Annotated in this window: 22 protein-coding genes; 18 read left to right on the forward strand and 4 right to left on the reverse strand. The window is 67.9% G+C overall.

Annotated features, from left to right (window positions below):
- Window positions 1–2: 2 nt before the first annotated feature.
- Complete coding sequence (locus tag ACGFH6_RS22760; protein WP_393387062.1) at window positions 3–1757, reverse strand: multicopper oxidase domain-containing protein; 1755 nt, start codon at window positions 1755–1757, stop codon at window positions 3–5.
- Window positions 1741–2931, reverse strand: coding sequence for a flavin-containing monooxygenase (locus ACGFH6_RS22765; RefSeq protein WP_393387065.1), 1191 nt, complete (start codon window positions 2929–2931; stop codon window positions 1741–1743). The genes ACGFH6_RS22760 and ACGFH6_RS22765 overlap by 17 nt, the downstream gene beginning before the upstream one ends.
- 137 nt (window positions 2932–3068) lie before the next feature.
- Between ACGFH6_RS22765 and ACGFH6_RS22770 the strand changes: the two genes are divergently transcribed.
- On the forward strand, window positions 3069–3842 hold the full coding sequence (locus ACGFH6_RS22770; protein WP_393387068.1) for an HD domain-containing protein: 774 nt from the start codon (window positions 3069–3071) through the stop codon (window positions 3840–3842).
- Window positions 3843–3909: 67 nt separating this feature from the next.
- Here ACGFH6_RS22770 and ACGFH6_RS22775 read toward each other — a convergent pair whose 3' ends face one another.
- The gene (locus ACGFH6_RS22775) at window positions 3910–4803 is read right to left on the reverse strand and encodes a LysR family transcriptional regulator (RefSeq protein ID WP_393387071.1); all 894 of its coding nucleotides are present in this window, start codon (window positions 4801–4803) and stop codon (window positions 3910–3912) included.
- A 296-nt stretch (window positions 4804–5099) separates the two neighbouring features.
- Between ACGFH6_RS22775 and ACGFH6_RS22780 the strand changes: the two genes are divergently transcribed.
- The 11 genes from ACGFH6_RS22780 to ACGFH6_RS22830 all read left to right on the forward strand — a co-directional run bounded on the left by ACGFH6_RS22780 (window position 5100) and on the right by ACGFH6_RS22830 (window position 13751).
- The gene (locus ACGFH6_RS22780; RefSeq protein WP_393387074.1) at window positions 5100–5834 is read left to right on the forward strand and encodes an SDR family NAD(P)-dependent oxidoreductase; all 735 of its coding nucleotides are present in this window, start codon (window positions 5100–5102) and stop codon (window positions 5832–5834) included.
- Window positions 5835–5951: 117 nt separating this feature from the next.
- Window positions 5952–6587, forward strand: coding sequence for an NADPH-dependent F420 reductase (locus ACGFH6_RS22785; RefSeq protein ID WP_393387077.1), 636 nt, complete (start codon window positions 5952–5954; stop codon window positions 6585–6587).
- Window positions 6584–7120: an NADPH-dependent F420 reductase gene (locus ACGFH6_RS22790; protein WP_393387080.1), complete on the forward strand. Its 537-nt coding sequence runs from the start codon at window positions 6584–6586 to the stop codon at window positions 7118–7120. Before ACGFH6_RS22785 ends, ACGFH6_RS22790 begins: the two co-directional genes overlap by 4 nt.
- Window positions 7121–7210: 90 nt before the next feature.
- Window positions 7211–8146: an SDR family oxidoreductase gene (locus tag ACGFH6_RS22795; RefSeq protein WP_393387082.1), complete on the forward strand. Its 936-nt coding sequence runs from the start codon at window positions 7211–7213 to the stop codon at window positions 8144–8146.
- Window positions 8147–8160: 14 nt separating this feature from the next.
- Window positions 8161–8829 (forward strand): NADPH-dependent F420 reductase, encoded by a 669-nt coding sequence (locus ACGFH6_RS22800; RefSeq protein WP_393387084.1) that lies wholly within the window; start codon window positions 8161–8163, stop codon window positions 8827–8829.
- Window positions 8830–9059: 230 nt separating this feature from the next.
- Window positions 9060–9812: a polyphosphate--glucose phosphotransferase gene (ppgK, locus tag ACGFH6_RS22805; RefSeq protein ID WP_393387087.1), complete on the forward strand. Its 753-nt coding sequence runs from the start codon at window positions 9060–9062 to the stop codon at window positions 9810–9812.
- 199 nt (window positions 9813–10011) lie between these two features.
- Window positions 10012–10551, forward strand: a complete 540-nt coding sequence (locus tag ACGFH6_RS22810; RefSeq protein WP_393387090.1) for an RNA polymerase sigma factor — start codon at window positions 10012–10014, stop codon at window positions 10549–10551.
- Window positions 10548–11381: a hypothetical protein gene (locus ACGFH6_RS22815; RefSeq protein ID WP_393387092.1), complete on the forward strand. Its 834-nt coding sequence runs from the start codon at window positions 10548–10550 to the stop codon at window positions 11379–11381. Before ACGFH6_RS22810 ends, ACGFH6_RS22815 begins: the two co-directional genes overlap by 4 nt.
- Window positions 11378–12247 (forward strand): ATP-binding cassette domain-containing protein, encoded by an 870-nt coding sequence (locus tag ACGFH6_RS22820; RefSeq protein WP_393387095.1) that lies wholly within the window; start codon window positions 11378–11380, stop codon window positions 12245–12247. The genes ACGFH6_RS22815 and ACGFH6_RS22820 overlap by 4 nt, the downstream gene beginning before the upstream one ends.
- A 53-nt stretch (window positions 12248–12300) precedes the next feature.
- Window positions 12301–13101: a hypothetical protein gene (locus tag ACGFH6_RS22825; protein ID WP_393387098.1), complete on the forward strand. Its 801-nt coding sequence runs from the start codon at window positions 12301–12303 to the stop codon at window positions 13099–13101.
- A 38-nt stretch (window positions 13102–13139) separates the two neighbouring features.
- Entirely contained in the window at window positions 13140–13751 is a 612-nt protein-coding gene (locus ACGFH6_RS22830; RefSeq protein ID WP_393387101.1) for a hypothetical protein, read from the forward strand.
- Between the two features lie 162 nt (window positions 13752–13913).
- Here the strand turns inward: ACGFH6_RS22830 and ACGFH6_RS22835 are convergent, their stop codons facing one another.
- Window positions 13914–14894 (reverse strand): NmrA/HSCARG family protein, encoded by a 981-nt coding sequence (locus tag ACGFH6_RS22835; RefSeq protein WP_393387104.1) that lies wholly within the window; start codon window positions 14892–14894, stop codon window positions 13914–13916.
- A 93-nt stretch (window positions 14895–14987) separates the two neighbouring features.
- On the opposite strand from ACGFH6_RS22835, the gene ACGFH6_RS22840 reads away from it, so the two are divergent.
- The 6 genes from ACGFH6_RS22840 (at window position 14988) to ACGFH6_RS22865 (ending at window position 18775) form a co-directional block, all read left to right on the forward strand.
- The gene (locus ACGFH6_RS22840; protein ID WP_360445395.1) at window positions 14988–15479 is read left to right on the forward strand and encodes a MarR family winged helix-turn-helix transcriptional regulator; all 492 of its coding nucleotides are present in this window, start codon (window positions 14988–14990) and stop codon (window positions 15477–15479) included.
- A 96-nt stretch (window positions 15480–15575) separates the two neighbouring features.
- The gene (locus tag ACGFH6_RS22845) at window positions 15576–15890 is read left to right on the forward strand and encodes a hypothetical protein (protein WP_393387108.1); all 315 of its coding nucleotides are present in this window, start codon (window positions 15576–15578) and stop codon (window positions 15888–15890) included.
- On the forward strand, window positions 15887–16795 hold the full coding sequence (locus ACGFH6_RS22850) for an FAD:protein FMN transferase (protein ID WP_393387111.1): 909 nt from the start codon (window positions 15887–15889) through the stop codon (window positions 16793–16795). The genes ACGFH6_RS22845 and ACGFH6_RS22850 overlap by 4 nt, the downstream gene beginning before the upstream one ends.
- Window positions 16795–17367 carry a hypothetical protein gene (locus tag ACGFH6_RS22855; protein WP_393387114.1) on the forward strand — a complete coding sequence of 191 codons (573 nt, stop codon included), beginning with the start codon at window positions 16795–16797 and terminating at the stop codon, window positions 17365–17367. The genes ACGFH6_RS22850 and ACGFH6_RS22855 overlap by 1 nt, the downstream gene beginning before the upstream one ends.
- A complete protein-coding gene (locus ACGFH6_RS22860) occupies window positions 17364–18581 on the forward strand; it encodes an NADH-ubiquinone oxidoreductase-F iron-sulfur binding region domain-containing protein (RefSeq protein WP_393387117.1) in 1218 nt (405 codons plus the stop codon). Before ACGFH6_RS22855 ends, ACGFH6_RS22860 begins: the two co-directional genes overlap by 4 nt.
- Complete coding sequence (locus ACGFH6_RS22865) at window positions 18578–18775, forward strand: ferredoxin (protein WP_393387120.1); 198 nt, start codon at window positions 18578–18580, stop codon at window positions 18773–18775. Before ACGFH6_RS22860 ends, ACGFH6_RS22865 begins: the two co-directional genes overlap by 4 nt.
- Window positions 18776–18825 lie beyond the last annotated feature (50 nt).

Raw genomic sequence — 18825 nt, forward strand, 5'->3', positions numbered from 1 at the left:
GGCTAGGGGTCGACGGTGAAGCTGAACATCATTCCGCTCTCGTGGTGTTCGGCGATGTGGCAGTGCGCCATCCAGAGGCCGGGGTTGGTCACGTCGAGGAGGATGTCGACGGTTTCGCCCGTGCGGACGAGAACGGTGTCTTTCCAGACGAGATTGGGCTCGGCGGTGCCGTCGCGGCTCAGGACGAGGAAGCGGCCGGCGCCGTGGATGTGGAAGGGGTGGTGCATCGGGTGGTCGGAGTCCATTTCGTTGACCAGCCTGATCTTCACCTGATCGCCGACCTTGAAGTGCCAGTCGATCGCGTGGTTCTCACCACCGGTGCTGCGGTCGACGAGCTTCCAGCGCATGTTGGCCGGTGTGGTGATCCGGTTGACGTCGACCATGTCGTCTTCCCACTCGATGCCACCAGTCGCCGCATGGTCGTGACCGCCCGTGTGGCCGTGCTGCTGGTCGGTCCCGTGGTGCTGGGCATGGGTGGGTTCGTCGCCGTGGTGTTCCTGGGCCTGGCTGACGAGTTCCGACGGCATGAGCTTCATCCCGCACTGGGGGCAGCGGTCGGGTGAGTCGCTCACGACCTCGGGATGCATCGGGCAGGTGTAGGTGGCGGCAACGGCAACCAGCTTCATGCCGCAGTGCGGGCACCGGCCCTGGTCGGCGGTGATGACTTCGGAGTGCATCGGGCAGGTGTAGACGACAGGGCCGTCGGGTGCACCCATGTCCATTTCAGCCACGAACGCGAGCGTCTTGTCCGGTGCCACATCGCGGTACCGGTCCAGCCGATCCCGTTCGGCTGTCATGTCGGCGTTGGTACGACGTACCTCGAACTGCTTGCTCAGCTCCGGCGCGGCCGGGGTCTCGCGAACAGTGACCGTCGCCAGGGGATAGGTGCGTTCTGGATGCCGGTGTTCTAGTGTCACCAGCCCAGGCTGGTCGAACAGTACGTCGACGACGATCCGCTCCGACGGCGCAAGCATCACCTCAGTCACGAAGGCTTCCTGCTCGACCCTGCCGCTGTCACCACCCACCAGCTTCATCCGGGCCCTGTCGAAGCCGACATTGAAGACCCGCGTGTTGGCCGTGTTGGTGAAGTAGAAGCGGACCACCTCCCCGAGGTCGGCCGACAGTTCGACGGTGACGTCCCCGCCGATGAGCATGGTGTTGCCGAACCGCCCCATCGCCACGTACGTCGTCTCGGTGCGGCTGAACGACGCGATCTGACCGTTCTCGAGCAACACGTCGTCGAGAGTGATCAGCTCCTCCCGGTTCACCGGGGGCCAGTAGCCGGGATCCGAGGGGACGACCACGATGTTGCCGTACAGGCCCATCTCCTGGCCGTAGTCCTCGCGGATGTGAGGGTGGTACCAGTACAGGCCGGGGTCGTGGAACTGCAGTCGATAGGTGAAGCTCTGACCTACCTGCATCGGCGTCTGGGTTTCGTGGGTCCCGTCGTACGCGTTCTGCAACCGGAGCCCGTGCCAGTGCACGGTGGCCTCGGTGTCGGCCTCGTTGGTCACGTTGATGACCACTTCCGAACCCTGCTGGACGCGCATGGTCGGCCCGGGCACCGATCCGTTGTAGGCAAGCATGCGCACAGTCGCATCGCCCAGCCGTTTGACCATCGGAGCGATCCGCAGGTCGAACTCTTCCCCGTTCGCGAGAGACACCATCTCGGACGGTCGGGATTCTGGAAGGTCACGTACGTCGGTGGGAAAGTCTCCGCGATTCTCGATCCCGTTGTGGTCACTGTGGCTCGACATGATCGGGCTCCCCCTGGCTTTCTCCTGCGTCGGAACGTTCACGATTGGCTGCATCTGGCGGCAGTCTGCGGCTGCCGACCAGGGTCTGGACCTGTGTGGCGATGTACTCGGCGTCCTCCTTCACCCAGCCGAGCAACGCCGAGCCGCGGGTGTGTTGCCAGTACAGGCCGAGAAAGTAGAGTCCCGGAAGGTCGCTCACCCCTCTGTGCTGGCGGACCCGTCCTCCGGCATCCAGTACCGGGGCGTCGATCCAGGAGTAGTCGGGCTGGTATCCGGTTGCCCAGACGACTGCGTCGACGCGGAGTTGGGTGCCGTCAGCGAAGTTCACGGTGTTGTTCGACGCGCTGACCGCTCTCGGATGCAGGTCGACGCCGAGACGCCTGAGCTGCCTGGGGCTTGAGCCGATGAGCGTCTCCCGCTCGCTCAGCCGGCGCCCGAGACGTGAATCGACAGTCATGGTGAGTAACCGTGTCTTGGTGAGCCACCAGAACAGGTCGCGGTGCCGAATCTTCTGGGGCAGCGGCGTTTGCCGTGAGCCGACCGAGAGGTGGACCGCGTGTGTGGCGGTGAGCTCCGTCGCGATCTGGAAACCGGTGTTGCCCCCACCGACGACCAGCACGGTCCCGGCCGGGACGTCCCGCGGTTGCCGGTACTTCGTGCTGTGCATCTGGAAGACCTCAGGACCGAGCTCTCCGGCCAGCGCCGGCGTGAACGGCAGCTGGAACGGACCGGTCGCCACCACGACCTGGTCGGCCGTCACGCTCCTGCCGCTGCTGCACTCGAGCTGAAAACCGTCGTCGATCTGGGTCAGTGACCTGACGGCACTGTTCAAGACCACCGGGAGCTTGTTGGTCTCCGCGTACGCCTTCAGATACGAGACCACCTCGTCACGAGTCGGGTAACCGTCGGGATCCCCCGGGAAGTCCACTCCGGGGAGTGCGTCGTACCGGCGTGGCGTGAACAGGGCAAGCGAATCCCACCGGTCCCGCCACGCTGCACCCACCATGTCGGCGGCCTCGAGGATGATGAACCGGCGACCATGACGTGCCAGAAGGAACCCGATCGCCAGCCCGGCCTGGCCCGCACCCACCACGACGACCTCCAGGCGGTCATCATCACCAACCCAGGAAGGTCTGGCTTCCGCGTCCTCCGGGGTGAGCGGTGTCTCGGCCATGCTGGCAGTTTCCGCTCTACGGTCGGTGGTGTCGAGGCGTACGGCGTACAGCCGGTGGCTGGGGCGACATCAGGAGGCCCTGCACCCCTGACCCCCAACGCCCTACTCTGACACCATCGAGGAACGGTGAGATTCGCATGAACCAGCCAGCGATCGACGCCCCGATCGGATCCATCGGTTGGACCGAGCGCACGGGTGGTGTGTTGACGGTCCGCGAACGCATCTCGCTCGCCCCGCCACTACTGCGCAGCCACCTCAGCATCGTCGTCGGTCGCCTTGCGATGGCCACTCGAACACATTCGGGGCGCCGGAACTCGATTGGACCAGACGCGCTGGTCCCGCCGGACTCGTTGCTGGCACGAGAGGCCGAGGCTGCTGCTCAGGACCTCCTGACACCGGCGTTGCTCAACCACTCGCGCCGTGCGTACGCCTGGGGTGCAGCCATCGCTGCACTCGACGAGGTCGAGTTCGATCACGAACTGCTGTACGTCGCCGCGATGTTTCACGACACCGGCCTGCCGAGCCAGGTTCCCGACGTCGACTTCACGGTTCGCAGCGCGGCACTGGCGCGTGACTTCACCGACCGCCACGACGTACCAGAGGTACGACGCGAGCTCGTGACGAATGCTATTGCGATGCACCACACGCCAGGCGTCGGTGTTGAGTCCGGCGCCGAAGCCTTCCTGCTTTCCGCCGGTGCGGCAGTTGACGTGTTCGGGCTGCGCAGCAATCACCTACCCGACGCAGTCCGCACGACAGTCGTCCAGGACTACCCACGCGTCGGCTTCAAGCGGGAGTTCGCCGGGCTGTTTCGAGCCGAAGCCAAACAGGTCCCGCATGGCCGAGCCTGGTACCTCCACCGCTTCGCCCTCAGCGACGTGACGATCAGACTCGCCCCTTTCCCCGGATGAACACCCAGCCGTCCCCTACGCCGTCAGACCATCAATCCTGGGCGGCCCTGAACCTCGCCGAGCAGCTTTAGACCGGACCGCCAGAATAAGCCTCGTAGTTCCCACATTCTGCCGTGATCTCGGCCGTCGCCCGCGCCGCGGTGAGGAAGTCGTCGGCCAACGGCGAGGTGCGTGATGCCGCCACCGCGAGGCATACCTGGTCGGGCTCGAGTTCCGGGATGGGTACGTAGCTGATGTCCGGACGCGAGTAGAACACTGTCTCCGAACGCCCCACGAACGAGATGCCCCGGCCGGCCGCGACGTGCTCGAGCTTCTCCTCGACCCCGCGCACCCGGAGCCCGGAGTCGGGGTGCGGGCGCCTGGTGGGCTGCGTGCTCGGGCCGGCATGCCAGACCAGCGGCTCACCGGCCAGGTCGGCCTCAGTGACCTCCTCCTTGCCGGCCAACCGGTGGCCTGCGGGCAGCACTACCATGAGCGGTTCGGTGTACAGCGGGGTCACACGCAGGCCGGTCTCGTCGATCGGCAGACGCACATAGCCGACGTCGACGCGACCGTCGAGCAGCATCTGGGCCTGGTCGTCCCATTCCATCCGCTGCACGTCCACAACCACGTCCGGATGCTGGGCCTCGAACGCCCGGGCCGCCGGGATGACCGGGATGCCGGTCCGGAAGCCGACCGCCAGCCGCCGGCCGCCGCGGGCGGCCACGGACACCCGGCGCCGGACCGCGTGCGCGGAGGCGAGCAGCGGACCGGCGTCGTCCAGCAGTTGCCGGCCCGCCTCGGTCAGCGCTACGCCGTGGCTGTCCCTGATGAACAGCGAGGCGCCGAGATCCTGCTCCAGCGCGCGGATCTGCCGACTGAGCGCCGGCTGCGCGATATGCAGCTCATCGGCGGCGCGGCCGAAGTGCAGCCTGTCGGCGACGGCGACGAAGTAGCGCAACTTGCGCAGGTCCAGATCCATCGAGCCTCCCGGTCCGGCGATGCCTTCAGGGTATCGCCACGGCTGAAAGAAGTCTTGGACACCCACTCAAGCCAATGGCATCGTCAATGGGGCCCGGGCGAATTCGGTATATGAGGACCTTTTTCATCCTGCGGTTGCTAAGTAGTTCTGTAGCACGCGGATGGCTTTGGCGAATCGACCGACTCCGGGTGGGCTGACGCGGACTTTGTGCAGGGATTCGCCAGTACCTGAGCTGGCGTTGGCGCGTAAACAAGAACCGAACTGGTTCGGATATCCATCAATTCTACGGAGTGATCGTGGGAAAGCTCGATGGCAAGGTAGCGGTAATCACCGGCGGATCCACCGGCATGGCACTGGCCGGCGCCAAACTGTTCGTCGAGGCAGGAGCGCACGTCTTCATCCAGGCCCGGCGGCAGGAAGCACTGGACGACGCCGTCAAGCTGATCGGCCGCAACGTCACCGCTGTCCAGGGTGACGCAGCCGAACTGGACGACCTGGACCGCTTGTACGACACCGTCAAGCGGGAGAAGGGCTCGATCGACGTGCTGTGGGCCAGCGCCGGGATGGGCGAACCCGCCGCGCTCGGGGAGATCACCGAGGAACAGTTCCGCCGCGCCTTCTGGCTCAACGCCCGCGGCACCCTGTTCACCGTGCAGAAGGCACTGCCGCTGATCAACGACAACGGCTCGATCTTCATGACCGGATCCAACGCCTCCCTCGGCGCCTTCCCCGGCTGGAGCCTCTACGCGGGAAGCAAAGCCGTTCAGCAGGCCTGGGCCCGCGTCTGGCTCAACGAACTGCGCGACCGCAAGATCCGGGTCAACGTCCTGACTCCCGGCCAGGTCGCCACCGCCAAACAGGAAGAACTGTTCGACGACGCAACCAAGGCCGCATTCGAGTCCCTCATCCCCCGCGGAAAGATGGGCCGCCCCGAGGAGATCGCCACCGTCGCCCTGTTCCTCGCCTCCGACGACTCCAGCTACGTCAACGGCCTGGAACTGGTCGCCGACGGCGGCACCATCGCCATCTGAACCACACACCAGGAATGCCGCGGCAGTTGGCCAGAAACGTCGCGGCCGATGCCCTGCGCCTGACCTGGCACGAACGAGACAGAGCGACACCTCGAGAACAGGAAGAGAGCACACCTCATGAGCAGCATCACCCTCATCGGTACGGGGAACATGGCCCGTACCATCGGCACGCTCGCGGTGGCGGGCGGCAACACAGTCGAGGTCATGGGACGCGATCAGGTCAAGGCCGATGACCTGGCCGAGGCTCTGGGCGGCGGTGCGACGACGGGCAAGTGGGGCGCCGTCCCGGCAGGCGACATCGTCATCACGGCCCTGTTGTACGACGGTGTCGTTCCGGTCGTCGCCGAGTACGGAGACGCCCTCGCGGGCAAGGTCATCGTCGACATCAGCAACCCCTTCAACGCCACGTTCGACGGACTTGCCCACACCGAGGAGACCTCGATCGCGCAGGAAGTCGCCAAAGTGGCCCCGGCCGGCGCCAGCGTGGTGAAGGCGTTCAACACCATATTCCGCAATGTCCTGGAGAAGGGCCGGCCCAACGTCTTCATCGCTGGCGACAATGCGCAGGCCAAGGCGGGTGTGGCGGCATTCATCGAGAGCCTCGGGCTGCGCCCGCTGGACGTCGGCGGCCTGAAAATGGCGCACTGGCTGGAAGGAGTGGGCTTGGTCACGGTGGGCCTCGCCGGCAACGGGGTCGGCCACTGGGACTTCGCCCTCGGCGTCAACGAATTTCGTGGTGTTCGCAAGCCTTGACCAGATGCTCGACTTCGCCGGTATCGGGATTCGATAGCAGGGCCCAGAACCAGAGTGAGTTCTATCCAGCTCCAGAAAGCAGGCACACCATTAGCAGCATCAGCATTATCGGCCTGGGGAACATGGCCAGGGCCCTGGCCGACCGGGCGCTCGCCGGCGGCAACGCAGTCGAGATCATCGGCCGCGACCCGGCCAAAACCAAGGAAGTGGCCGCCGCGCTCGGCGGCGCCGCCACGGCCGGGACATTCGGCACTACCCCGGCCGGCGACCTCGTCATCCTCGCCGTGCCGTACGCCAGCGCCTTGCCGGTCGTCGCCCAGTACGGGGACGCGCTGGCCGGCAAGGTCATCATCGACATCTCCAACACCTCCAGCGCCGATGTCACCGGGCTGGTCATCCCTGACGGCACTTCCGGTGCGCAGGAGATCGCCAAGGCCGTCCCGGCGAGCGCGTACGTCGTGAAGGCGTTCAACACCGTCTTCGGCCACATCCTGGCCCAGGGCGGCTCGCTCGGCGTCAACCTCTCCGACTGAGCGCACCCACCTCCTTCTCTCGTCACGTTCCGTCAGTCGATCGACGGGACGAGAGACGAGCCCCCTCCGCTTACCCTCACAGGAGCATCAGTGCGCGTATTTGTTGCTGGCGGGACCGGCCATTCCGGTTTGTACGTCATCCTCGAGCTCATCGCCGCCGGGCACGAGGTCACCGGCCTGGCCCGGTCGGACACCGCTGCAGCGGCGGTGTCCGCGCTCGGCGCGAAGGTGCGTCGTGGCGACCTCGAGGATCTCGACGGGCTCAAGGCGGCGGCCGCCGACTCCGACGGCGTCATCCACGTCGCGCACAGGCAGGACCTGCTTCCGTCCGGCGGGATCGACGCCGTAGCCGCCGCGGAGCTCCCGATCATGCTCGCCTACGGCGAGGCACTCGCGGACACCGGAAAGCCGCTGGTCGTAGCGGGGAGCATTGGCTCGCCCGGGAACCTGGGCCGGCCGGCCACCGAGGAGGACCCGGCCCTACCCAGCGGCGATGAGTACCGGGGTACCTTGCGGGTTCGTAACGTCGTGGAAACCGCCGTAGTCGGTCTCGCCGAGCGGGGAGTGCGGTCTTCGGTCGTGCGGATTGCCAACATCGCGCACAGCACGACCGATCGTGCCGGCTTCCTCGTGCAGCTGATCGCGCTCGCGAAGGAGAAGGGCTTCGTCGGTTACCCCGGAGACGGCGCGAACCTGTGGAACGCCGTGCACGTCCGCGATCTCGCCTCCTTGTTCCGCATGGCGCTGGAGAAGGGGCCGGCCGGCAGATACTGGCACGCGGTTGGGGAGGGGGCCATCCCGCTCCGCGAGATCGCCGAGGCCATCGGTAGCCGTCTGGGCCTGCCCGCCGTGAGCGTTCCCGCGGACGTACTGATGGTGCCGGAGTACTTTGGGTTCCTCACGAACATCGTCACGCAGAGCTATCCGGCGTCCAACCTCATCACCCGCCGGACCCTCGGCTGGGAACCCGCTCAGCCCAACCTGCTCGCCGATTTGGACAACGGCCACTACTTCTCCGCCAGCTGAGGACAAGGAACCCAATGACGACTGTGGGATTCATCGGAAGCGGCAACATCGGCATCACCGTCGCGCGACTCGCCATCGAGGCCGGGCACCAGGTCGTGCTCAGCAACTCGCGCGGTCCCGAGACGCTCACGGACACGGTCGTGGAACTGGGGCCGCGAGCGTCCGCAGCGACGAGCGGGGAGGCCGCCGCGGCCGGTGACATCGTCGTGGTCACGGTGCCGGTCAAGGCGTTCCCCAACTTGCCCGCCGTGCCACTGGCCGGGAAGACGGTCATCGACACGTGCAACTACAGCCCCGCGCGTGACGGACACATCCCCGAGCTCGACAGCAAGTCGCTCACCTCGAGCGAGCTGTTGCTGCGGTACATCCCGGACGCCATGGTCGTGAAAGCGTTCAACAACATCTTCTTCAAGCACCTGCTGTCACTCGCCCGTACGGCGGGGGCGGCCGACCGCTCGTACCTGCCGATCGCCGGGGACTCCGCGCCGGCGAAGGCGGCGGTGACCGAATTCATCGAATCCATCGGGTACGGCGTCGTGGACGCGGGACCGCTGGCCGACAGTTGGCGGCAGGCGACCGGCACGCCGGTGTGGGCTACCCCCTACGGGCCGTCCTCGAACGAGAAGGGCCGGCCGGTCGACGAGGACGCCATCCGCGCGGCACTGGCCACCGCGACGCGGTAACCGCAGAACTCGACGGTGACCAGCGAATCGCTGCTTGCTGGGCCAGAGCGGAGGTGCCGGACGAGAGTGATTCCGGCAGCATGGCTGACGGTGTCCGGGGCGCGTGGCAGGCTGGCGGGTATGTGTGGTCGATACGCGTCGGTGGCCAGCCGTGCCGATCTGCTCGACGTCGGCGAGGACGCCGACCCGGTGCGGCAACTGCGAGCGAGGGGAGAGCTCAGGTGCCCAAGATGAGGACGTCGACCGCTTTCGGGGTCGACATCGGCGGCAGCGGGATCAAAGGCGCCATCGTCGACCTGGAGAAGGGCGACCTGGCCACGGAGCGGGTGAAGTATCTGACGCCCAAACCGTCCACCCCGGAGCCCGTCGCCGCGGTCGTGGCCCGGCTGGTCAAGGAGGCCGGGTGGACCGGTGACCTGGGTGCGACCTTCCCGGCCGTCATCAAGAACGGGGTGGCCAGGAGCGCCGCGAACGTCGACAAGAGCTGGATCGGGACCGACGTCGACAAGGTCCTCACCGACACCACCCACTGCGACGTGACCGTGCTCAACGATGCCGACGCGGCCGGCATCGCGGAGGCCCGGTTCGGCGCGGCCAAGGGCGTCGACGGCGTGGTCATCATGCTCACCTTCGGCACCGGTATCGGCAGCGCGCTGCTGCTCGACGGCCAGCTCGTGCCCAACACCGAGCTCGGTCACCTCGAGCTGGACGGGTACGACGCGGAGAAGAAGGCCTCCTCGGCGGCGAAGGACAACGAGGGCCTGTCGTACAAACAGTGGGCCACGCGGGTGCAGCGATACCTTCGGCACGTGGAGAACCTGTTCACCCCCGACCTGTTCGTGGTCGGCGGCGGGGTCAGTAAGCACGCCGACAAGTGGGTGCCGCTGCTCGAGATCTCCACCCCGGTGAAGCCGGCCCAGCTGCTCAACAACGCCGGCATCGTCGGCGCGGCGATGGCCGCCCACGAGAAGTTCACCGAGTAGCCCAACCCCAACCCGACGCCGCCTCCCCCGCCGCACCGCCAGCGTCCGCGGCTGACGCCGAGCAGCCCCGCGATTGGCCAAGTCCCGTCCGCCTGAACGATCCGGTGTTGCGGACCCAACACACTCGGTGACGACGCTGCGCCGAAGAAAGTTTCGCCGGTGCCGAACCGTTCTCGTCGCAAGGGGCGACAGTGAGGGTATGGCTGACTGTGACTCCACAGACGCCGACCTCATCTACGCGATGTCCGAGCACGACGAGGCCGCGCTCAGGCTGCTCTACGGCCGCCACGCAGCCTGGGTCTCCGCGCGGCTGCGGCGGCGGTGCGCTGATACCGACGTAGTCGCGGACGTCCTGCAAGACACGTTCGTCGCGGCTTGGAACGGCGCCGGCAAGTTCCGCGGCGATGGGGATGTCGCAGCCTGGTTGTGGGGGATAGCCATCCGTCGGCTGATCAGCCGCCTCCGGCTGGCCGGCGGCCGCGCCGCGAGGACCCCGACCTGGAAGCTGTACGACGCTGTCGATGTCTCGGCGGAAGAAACTGCGCTGCTCACTGTCGAGTACTCCGATCTGGGCACCGCGCTCGCACGGTTGTCGCCCGAGCTACGCGTAGTACTGCAGGCGACGGTGTTGGACGGCCTGACCACCCGGGAGGCCGCGCGGGCGCTCAACATCCCGCAGGGAACCGTCAAGACGCGGCTGGTACGAGCACGCACGAGGCTGCGAGAGGAGCTCGCATGACCCAGCATCCAATGACCTGGCACGCCGACGAGGCTGAGCTGCGAGCACTGGCAGACGGAGTCGCCGGGCCGGCGCTCGGCGCATCGGTCGAGTCCCACCTGATGCGATGCGGAGCCTGCCGTGCGCGGATGAACCACCTCGTTGACGCCGCCCTGTTGGACTCGGTGTGGAGCGCGATCAGGGAGACCGTCGAGGCGCCCCGGCCGAGCGTGGTCGAGCGTCTCCTCCGGAAACTTGGCGTCTCGGCCGAGTCCGGTCGCTTGCTGGTAGCGGTGCCCGCCATGCGGGGCGCATGGCTGATCGGCGCGACGTCAGTACTGCTCTTCGCCGGTGCAGCCGCGCTGCTCGCCACCGGTTTCGGCGTCGCCATGTTCTTGCTGGTCGCACCGCTGGTCCCGGTGATGGGAGTGGCAGCCGCGTACGGCGGCGACGCGGACCCGTCCCACCAGTTGGTCGTGACGACGCCGTACTCGGCCGGCCGGCTGCTGCTGCTGCGAACCGCTGCAGTCCTGGCCACATCCCTCCCGGTCGCTGCGCTGGTCGGGTTGGCACTGCCGGGTCCCGCCTGGTTGGCGGTCGCCTGGCTGATCCCTGGCCTTGCTTTCGTGTCGTTGTCGTTGGCGGCGGCACCGTTCGTCGGTGCGACGTTCTCCAGTGCGGCGGTCGCGGCCATCTGGTCCGTCATCGCGATCGCGGTATCGAAGATCGGCGATCCGATGGATCTGGCCGGCCCAGCAGTTCAGGTCGGTTCGCTGGTGCTCTGCGCCGCCGCCGTCGCGACCATACTCACGCACTTTCGGCTCTTCGATCTGCCAAGGGGGCAGGCATGAGTTCAGTTGTTCTCACCGGACTCGGCAAGCGGTACGGACGTGCTCCGGCGCTGACGGGTGTTGATCTGCAACTGTCGTCGGGCGTGACCGGACTGCTCGGACCGAATGGAGCGGGCAAAACCACGCTGCTACGGATCCTCGCGACCGCGCTTGCCGCGGATGAGGGACAGGTTCGGGTGCTCGGCCAGAATCCGGCCGACAGCGCCGGGCGTCTCGCGATCCGGCGGCGGCTCGGCTACCTGCCGCAGGAGTCGGGCTTCCCGCGCGGCTTCACCGCATTCGGGTTCGTCGACTACATGGCCATTCTCAAGGAATGGGGCGACCGCGCGGCCCGGCATGCCGAGGTACGGCGGGTTGTCGGTCTCGCGGATCTCACCGCCGTCGCTACCAAACGGGTGCACGCGCTGTCGGGTGGACAGCGCCGTCGGGTGCTGCTGGCCCAGGCGCTGATCGGCCGGCCGGATCTGCTGGTCCTCGACGAGCCGACCACCGGACTCGATCCACAGCAGCGCGCCCGGTTGCGCGACATCCTGTCGACGGCCGGGGAGACCGCCACCCTGGTGCTCTCGACCCATCAAACCGAAGACGTTGCGGCACTATGCGAGCGGGTGATCGTGCTGGACCAGGGTCGTGTGCATTTCGACGGCTCCGTCGAGGGCCTGATCAGTTCGGCCGCCGGACGGGTCTGGCTGGCTACCGACAGGCATCCGGACGCCCAGCACGCGTGGCGGATCGGGAGCGGTCGGTGGCGCAATGTCGGTGACCCGCCGGCCGGTGTCGAGGTGGTCGACCCGACCCTCGAGGACGCCTACCTGCTGCTGGTCGGCGACCGTGCGCGGGAGACAGAGAAGGAGGTAGTCGGATGAGTTCCACGACGGTTCTACGGACCACTGAGCCGGCCGCACTGCCGAGGTCAACCGTGGCGGCCCTTGCGCGTGCCGACTCCCGCCGGTTTGCTCGGCACCCACTGTTTCTCTTTGGTGTCGCGGTGTGCCTACTCCTCATGGCATCGTTCGCAATCGGTGGAGATCCGGCGCCGCTCGAGAGCACTGTCGTGCCCGCATTCTTCCTCGGCGTGTTCGGGTTCGTCGTCGCCCATCGGCTGACGACTTCCCTGCGTCGTTCCCCTGACCTCGCCGAGATTGCGCCGGTCGATCAGCGCAGGCGCACTATCTCGCTCTGCTTGGCGTGCTTGGTGCCAATGGGTGCTGCAGTGGCGATGATGGCGGGGTCGCTCGTTGCCGCCGTTGTCTGGCCCCCGGTGGCGATCCCGGCAGGCGATCCGGTGTCGTGGTTCGGACATGAGCCGGCTGTCGACATCCTGGCCGCACTGGTGGAGGGCGGCCCGGTGGCGGCGCTCGGTGGGTCGCTGCTCGGTGTGGCCGTGGCGCGGTGGGCACCGTTCCGCGGGTCTGCCCTCCTCGCGCTTGTGGTGCTCGTGGTGGGTACCGCAGTGGCCGACGGGTGGACTTCCGGCTGGGCAGCCATCGCGCCATACCAGGTTTTCAGCGACTCATTGGTCGTCGACGGACAGCTACGGTCTTCCTGGCTGGCGGAGTGGCTGTCACCTCGCTGGCACCTAGCGTATGCGCTGTGTCTCTGCGGCCTCGCGGTCCTCGCGGCGCTGCTGCGGGACGGTGTCGGTCGGCGCCAACTGCTTGCCATCTCGGCCGGGCTCGCAGTCGCAGCGGCCGGCGCTGCGTTGCTCGCTGTCCAATGAGCAGCGTGGTACGACGGCACGCAACCACACTGCCCCGCGTGCTGCTGCGGACGTCCTGGCCGATGGTTCTGCTCGCCGTGATGTCGGCCGGATCGGTGGCCTTGCTGTCGGTGGCAGGTCCGTCGAACGCCGTTCCACTCTTCGTGGTCCATCTGGCGGCAGTGGCGCTCGCCTCGGGGACGGCGTACCTGCTGGACGAGGCTGCGATCGCGGTAACGAGCTCCACGCCCCAAGGGCTCTGGCGCCGGCGGGCGCCCACCCTGTTTGCCGGATTGGCAGTAGCCGCGGCGGCTTGGACGGTCGTCGTCGTACTGCTGAACCGGCAGTCTCCGACCCCGTCGACCTCGGCCCTCACGATCGAGGTCGTGGCCTTGGTCTCGACAGCTTTGGCTGCGGCCGCCGTGACTGCCCGCAGGGGTGAGCCGGAGCCGGGGAATCTGGTGGCGCCGGCGATCGTGCTGCTGGGGGTCGGCGCACTGATCGCTCAGCCGGCGCTGGATATCACGCTGTTCATGGGTGGCCCGGGTGATCCCGACCGCCGGGTGTGGTGGGTCGGCATCGCGATCGCCGCGACGATCGTGATGCTCATCGCGTCGCGTGATGCAGCAACTCGTCCGAGGCGGCCACTGCCCCACCCGCGTGGGCTGTAAAGGCCCCGGCCCTTCGACGGTGTACTGGTCCGACGGGCGATTCTGTTCCGTCACTGCTCCGCGGAGTGGTGGCACGCGGTGGGCAGGGTCGGGAGTTGGTGGGTGTGGATCGAGGAGGGCAGCGGCGGCTTGGGGCAGGGTCCGAGCCGCCGTCGCCGCATGTCAGTTTTGGGCGGGTTTGAGGTCGTTCTTGTGGGTTTTGAGCCATGTTGCGAAGGACTGGACCTCGGGGTGGAGTTCGCGGACCTTGGCCAGGTCGCGGTCGCCGGTGAAGCGGTCGGCGTCTTCGGCGTAGAACTGGAACATGTTGCTGAACTCGATGGCCAGCGGGAACGGGAGGGCGCGGTAGTCCTCCCAGGTCGGTGACTGGTAGACGACCTCCTCGCCGAGTACGTCGGACAGGGCGGCGGCGTACTCCTTGCCGGTGAGGTGGTCGCCGGCGATGCTCACGGTCTCGCCGATGAACTCCGTGCCACGCTTGAGGATCGCCAGCGCGGTCCGGCCGATGTCGTCGGACGCGATCCCGGACAGCAGCCGGTCCGCCATCGGCATCGAGATGGTCAGCTTGCCGTCCTCGCCGCGGGCCGGCGGCATTCCGTTGATGAAGGCATCGAAGTAGAACGTGGTCCGCAGGAACGTCGTCGGTACGCCGTACTTCGTGAACAGCTCGTCCGCTTCGCCCTTCGCGTCGAAGTGCGGCACCTTGTAGCGCCCGCCGTCCAGGCTCGGTACGTCGTCGCGATCGCCGAAGAACGGCCTGGTGTCCTCGAGCGTCGACCAGATCACGTGCGCGACGCCGGCGTCCTTCGCGGCGGTCGCGGCGATGCCGGCCTGCTGGAGCTCCATCTCCGCCCGGGTCCGGGCCGCCTCCTCCTCGGGGGTGCGGTCGACCCAGTAGTTCGTCACCACGAAGGCGCCGTACACGCCCTCGAAGGCCGCCCGCACGCTCGCCTCGTCGTCCAGGTCGGCCGCGACCACCTCGGCGCCGGCCGCCGCCAGCTCCTTCGCCTTGGCGGACTCCGGGTTGCGGGTCAGCGCCCGTACGCCGAACTCGCCGGACGGATCGGCCAGGATCGCGCGGGCCAGTCCGCCGCCCTGGGCCCCGGTGGCTCCGACCACGGCGATCAGCTTCTGCTCAGTCATATCGAACTCCCCAGTGCTTAGGTTGATGTGTCAACACGACCGATCGTAGCGCGCTTGGTTGATGTGTCAACCCGGTCGGGTACCATGGTCGTCGTGGGCAAGGGACCGTGGCTCGACGACGACGAGCAGAAGGCGTGGCGCAGCTACCTGCTGATGCACAAGACGCTGGAGACGCACATGGAGCGTCATCTCCAGCGTGAGTACGGCCTGTCCAAGTCGGACTTCGAGATCCTGGTGAATCTGTCGGAGTCGAAGACCGGGCGGATGCGGGCGTTCGAGCTGGGCCGGGCGACCCAGTGGGAGAAGAGCCGGATGTCGCACCACCTGACCCGGATGGAGAAGCGCGGCCTGATCCAGAAGGTGGCCTGCGACTCCCGGTACCCGGAGATCGCGATCACCGCGGAGGGGATGGCGGCGATCGAGGCCTGTGCGCCGGCCCACGCGGCCCGGATCCGCGAGTTCTTCGTCGACGTCTTCGGGCCTGACCGGCTGGCCGTGCTGGGCGAGGTGTCGGACGAGATCGTCGACACCATCCGCAAGCACGAGGGCAACGACTGCCCACCCGAGGTGAGCGGGAACTGCTGACCTGAGAGGGCTTGTCAGGGAGCTCTCAGCAGAACTTGATGCTGGCTTGACGGTCTCTTGGAGTGCGGCTGACGAGCCTGCCGCGAGGCTGGCGGCATGGTCACCACAGAGGCGTTCGAAGAGTCCCACTCAGCCCGCCGGCGCTGGCTGCGCCGGGCGTCCGCGGCCGCGATCGCGACAGCGGTCCTCGGTATCGGCGGCACCGGGCTGTCCGTCGCGATCGTGTCCGCACGGCAGGCCGACAGTGGCAGCACCGGCACGACCGTGGGCTCCACCAACTCCGGCTCAGGTTCGACCAGCAGCAGCGATGGTTCCAGCAGCGGTGGTTCCAGCTCCGACGACAGCGGCTCGAGTGGTCTCGGCTCGGCCCCGTCTGGCTCGACGTCGCAGGGCGGGAGCAACGGATCATGAGTGCCTCGCGTACCTGGACCGCATGGAGCTGCGCCGTCCGCCTGACCGTCAACGAACCAGCCGTTCTCGGTGCTGCCTGTGGTGAGCTGAAGGCGCTGATGGATCGCGTCGACAAGGCCGCCAGCCGGTTCCGCCCGGACTCCGAGCTCTCGATCGTCAACTCCCGCGCCGGCGCCCTCGTTCCGGTGTCGCGCCTGCTCGTCGACCTGGTCGACGTGAGCCTGGTCGCGGCGTCGATGAGCGGTGGCGCGGTCGACCCGACGGTAGGCGCCGCGGTGATCGCGGCCGGCTACAACGACGACATCGAGGCGGTACGGCGGCGGTTCCCGGAGCCACCGGCCGACCCGAAACCGGTCCCCGGCTGGCAGCAGGTCGAGCTCAACCGGAAGCTCGCGTTGCTCGGCGTACCGAAGGACTGTGCTCTGGACCTGGGCGCGATCGCCAAGGCGTGGACCGCCGACCGGGCCGCCCTGGTGCTCAGCAAGCGCTATGGCTGCGCAGTCCTGGTCGAGATCGGTGGAGACCTCCGTGCCGCCGGCGATCCGGTCAAGCCCTGGGTCATCACGGTCGCCGAGCGCGCCGGTGACCCCGGCGTACTCGTCACCCTCGCTCACGGCGGCCTGACGACCTCTACCCGGACAGTACGGCGCTGGCAGACGCCGACCGGATACGCACACCACCTCATCGACCCCCGCACCGGCAAGCCCGCGGACGGTCAGTGGCGAACCGCATCGGTCTGGGCGCCGACCGCAGTACGGGCCAACACCTTCAGTACGGCGCTGGTCGCGACAGGGGAGGCCGCTCTCGGGCGGCTGACTCTGGCCGGTCACCCGGCCCGGCTGATCGACGACATCGGCGAGGTCACTGAGCTGTCCGGTTGGCCGGCGTCGAGCGAGGCAGCCTGATGACGCTCTGGTACCTCGCCCGCGCCGCGGGACTCGTCGCCATGGTCATGTTCACGGTGTCGGCGTCGCTCGGCATCCTGACCTCGGGCAGTCGTGATCCGGGCCGCCGGTTCTGGCTGCAGTACGTGCACCGCTCGGCGGCAGCCACCGGTCTGGTCCTGCTGACGACGCATGTCATCGCGGTCATCGCCGACGCCTACGTCGACATCAGTCCGGGCGTCCTGGTGTGGCCGTTCGGCTCCGGCTACCGCCCCTTCGCCATGGTCGTCGGAGTACTCGCGCTGTACGGGCTGGTGCTCGCCGCAGTCGTCGGAGCCGCCCGCGGCCGCCTCTCGAAGTCGGAGACCATCACCAGACACTGGCGCTCGATCCACATCGCCGCATCCATCGGCTGGGTGCTGTCCATCGGGCACTCGCTGCTGGCCGGCACCGACCGCGGCACCCCTTGGATGCTCGCCATCACCCTCGGCTGCCTCGGCGCAGTCGCCGCAGCGGGTGCGTACCGCGCTCGCAGCCAGGCGGCACGTGCCAGTACGCCGCTGAACCTCGCACGAGCCGGGAGAACACGATGACGACCTTGCAAGACACCCGGGTGCGGGTCATCGGCGAGCCACGGTTGCTGGCGGGCTTCGACCACCATCGCTTGGACCGGCAGCGCCATCACTGGGCCCATGGGACTCAGCCGGACCTCACCCGCGAGACCTACACGCGGTTGGCCGAGTCCGTCGGCCTCAGAGGACGCGGCGGTGCGGCGTTCCCGGTCGCGCTGAAGCTGGCTGACCTCCCGGCGCGCGGCATCGAGGCTGTCGTCGTCAACGGTTCGGAGAGCGAGCCGGCGAGCCGCAAAGACCGTTTACTCCTGACAGTCGCGCCGCACCTGGTCCTGGACGGTGCAGTCGGCCTGGCCCGCGCACTCGGTGCGCCCCACGTGCTGATCGCCGTACATGATGCGACCGCGGCGACCTCCGTTCGGGAGGCGATCGTGGAACGCGACGACGGTGTGGCGATCGAGGTGAGCGACACACCTGGCCGCTTTGTCGCAGGTGAGGCCCGTGCGGTGCTGAGTGCGTTGGAAGGTGGTCCCGCCGTACCGCCGGGGCGGAGGGTGTTGCCGACGCGGAAGGGGTATCACCGGCGGCCGACGTTCCTGTCGAACGTGGAGACGTTCGCGCAACTCGCCGTACTCGCGCGACTGGGGTCGAGAGGGTTCAGCAGCACCGGACTGATCAGTGAGCCCGGGACGCAATTGCTGACGATCGACGGCGCCGTGCGTCAGCCGGGCGTGATCGAGACGCCGACCGGTGTGCCGCTGGACACCGTCCTGCAGTTCGCTGGTGCAGACCCCGGTCCGGTGCTGCTGGGTGGGTACCACGGCCGCTGGCTCGCGCGGACCGACGGCCTGACGCTGCAGCGACCGGAGGCGTCGGCGGGGATCGTCCTGGCGCTCGGGTCGGACACCTGCCCCCTCGGTGAGGTGCACCGGGTCGCGGGCTGGCTGTCGAGTCAGTCAGCCGGGCAGTGCGGGCCCTGCGTGTTCGGCCTCGCGGCTCTGGTCGACGACTTCGGCAGGTTGGTGCGCGGCGAGGCGACCGGCTGGCACGACGCCCACCGTCACCTGGGTCTGGTGCCGGGGCGTGGCGCGTGCGCGCATCCGGACGGCTCGGCGCGGTTCCTGGCGTCGGCGCTGGAGGTGTTCGGCGAGGACGTACGGCTTCACCTCGGCGGAGACGGCGGCTGCGGCCGGCCGGTCCGCGGAGTCCTACCGGTGCCTGGAGGCGAGTGGTGAATAGACTGGAGATCGACTGGACGCGCTGCGACGGGCACGGCCTCTGCGCCACCCTGTTGCCGGACGACGCCGTCCTCGACGAGTGGGGCTTCCCGGTACTGCGCGGACGGGAGGTCACCGCCGGTGCTGTGCCGGAGGTACGCCGCGCGATCCTCGCCTGCCCGGCCCTGGCGTTGCGCTTTGCTGACAGGTGAAATACGCGACGCAACCGATCCGTGAAGTGTGATCCACAAGGCTCTGGACA

Source organism: Kribbella sp. NPDC049227 (assembly GCF_043197265.1).
Taxonomy (GTDB): Bacteria; Actinomycetota; Actinomycetes; order Propionibacteriales; family Kribbellaceae; genus Kribbella.

What these genes read in the sequence shown, in the direction of transcription:
- ACGFH6_RS22760 (WP_393387062.1), bottom strand. Translation starts at nt 1,757, where the DNA reads ATGTCGAGCCACAGTGACCACAACGGGATCGAGAATCGCGGAGACTTT.
- ACGFH6_RS22765 (WP_393387065.1), bottom strand. Translation starts at nt 2,931, where the DNA reads ATGGCCGAGACACCGCTCACCCCGGAGGACGCGGAAGCCAGACCTTCC.
- ACGFH6_RS22770 (WP_393387068.1), top strand. Translation starts at nt 3,069, where the DNA reads ATGAACCAGCCAGCGATCGACGCCCCGATCGGATCCATCGGTTGGACC.
- ACGFH6_RS22775 (WP_393387071.1), bottom strand. Translation starts at nt 4,803, where the DNA reads ATGGATCTGGACCTGCGCAAGTTGCGCTACTTCGTCGCCGTCGCCGAC.
- ACGFH6_RS22785 (WP_393387077.1), top strand. Translation starts at nt 5,952, where the DNA reads ATGAGCAGCATCACCCTCATCGGTACGGGGAACATGGCCCGTACCATC.
- ACGFH6_RS22800 (WP_393387084.1), top strand. Translation starts at nt 8,161, where the DNA reads ATGACGACTGTGGGATTCATCGGAAGCGGCAACATCGGCATCACCGTC.
- ppgK (WP_393387087.1), top strand. Translation starts at nt 9,060, where the DNA reads ATGAGGACGTCGACCGCTTTCGGGGTCGACATCGGCGGCAGCGGGATC.
- ACGFH6_RS22810 (WP_393387090.1), top strand. Translation starts at nt 10,012, where the DNA reads ATGGCTGACTGTGACTCCACAGACGCCGACCTCATCTACGCGATGTCC.
- ACGFH6_RS22815 (WP_393387092.1), top strand. Translation starts at nt 10,548, where the DNA reads ATGACCCAGCATCCAATGACCTGGCACGCCGACGAGGCTGAGCTGCGA.
- ACGFH6_RS22820 (WP_393387095.1), top strand. Translation starts at nt 11,378, where the DNA reads ATGAGTTCAGTTGTTCTCACCGGACTCGGCAAGCGGTACGGACGTGCT.
- ACGFH6_RS22835 (WP_393387104.1), bottom strand. Translation starts at nt 14,894, where the DNA reads ATGACTGAGCAGAAGCTGATCGCCGTGGTCGGAGCCACCGGGGCCCAG.
- ACGFH6_RS22845 (WP_393387108.1), top strand. Translation starts at nt 15,576, where the DNA reads ATGGTCACCACAGAGGCGTTCGAAGAGTCCCACTCAGCCCGCCGGCGC.
- ACGFH6_RS22850 (WP_393387111.1), top strand. Translation starts at nt 15,887, where the DNA reads ATGAGTGCCTCGCGTACCTGGACCGCATGGAGCTGCGCCGTCCGCCTG.
- ACGFH6_RS22855 (WP_393387114.1), top strand. Translation starts at nt 16,795, where the DNA reads ATGACGCTCTGGTACCTCGCCCGCGCCGCGGGACTCGTCGCCATGGTC.
- ACGFH6_RS22860 (WP_393387117.1), top strand. Translation starts at nt 17,364, where the DNA reads ATGACGACCTTGCAAGACACCCGGGTGCGGGTCATCGGCGAGCCACGG.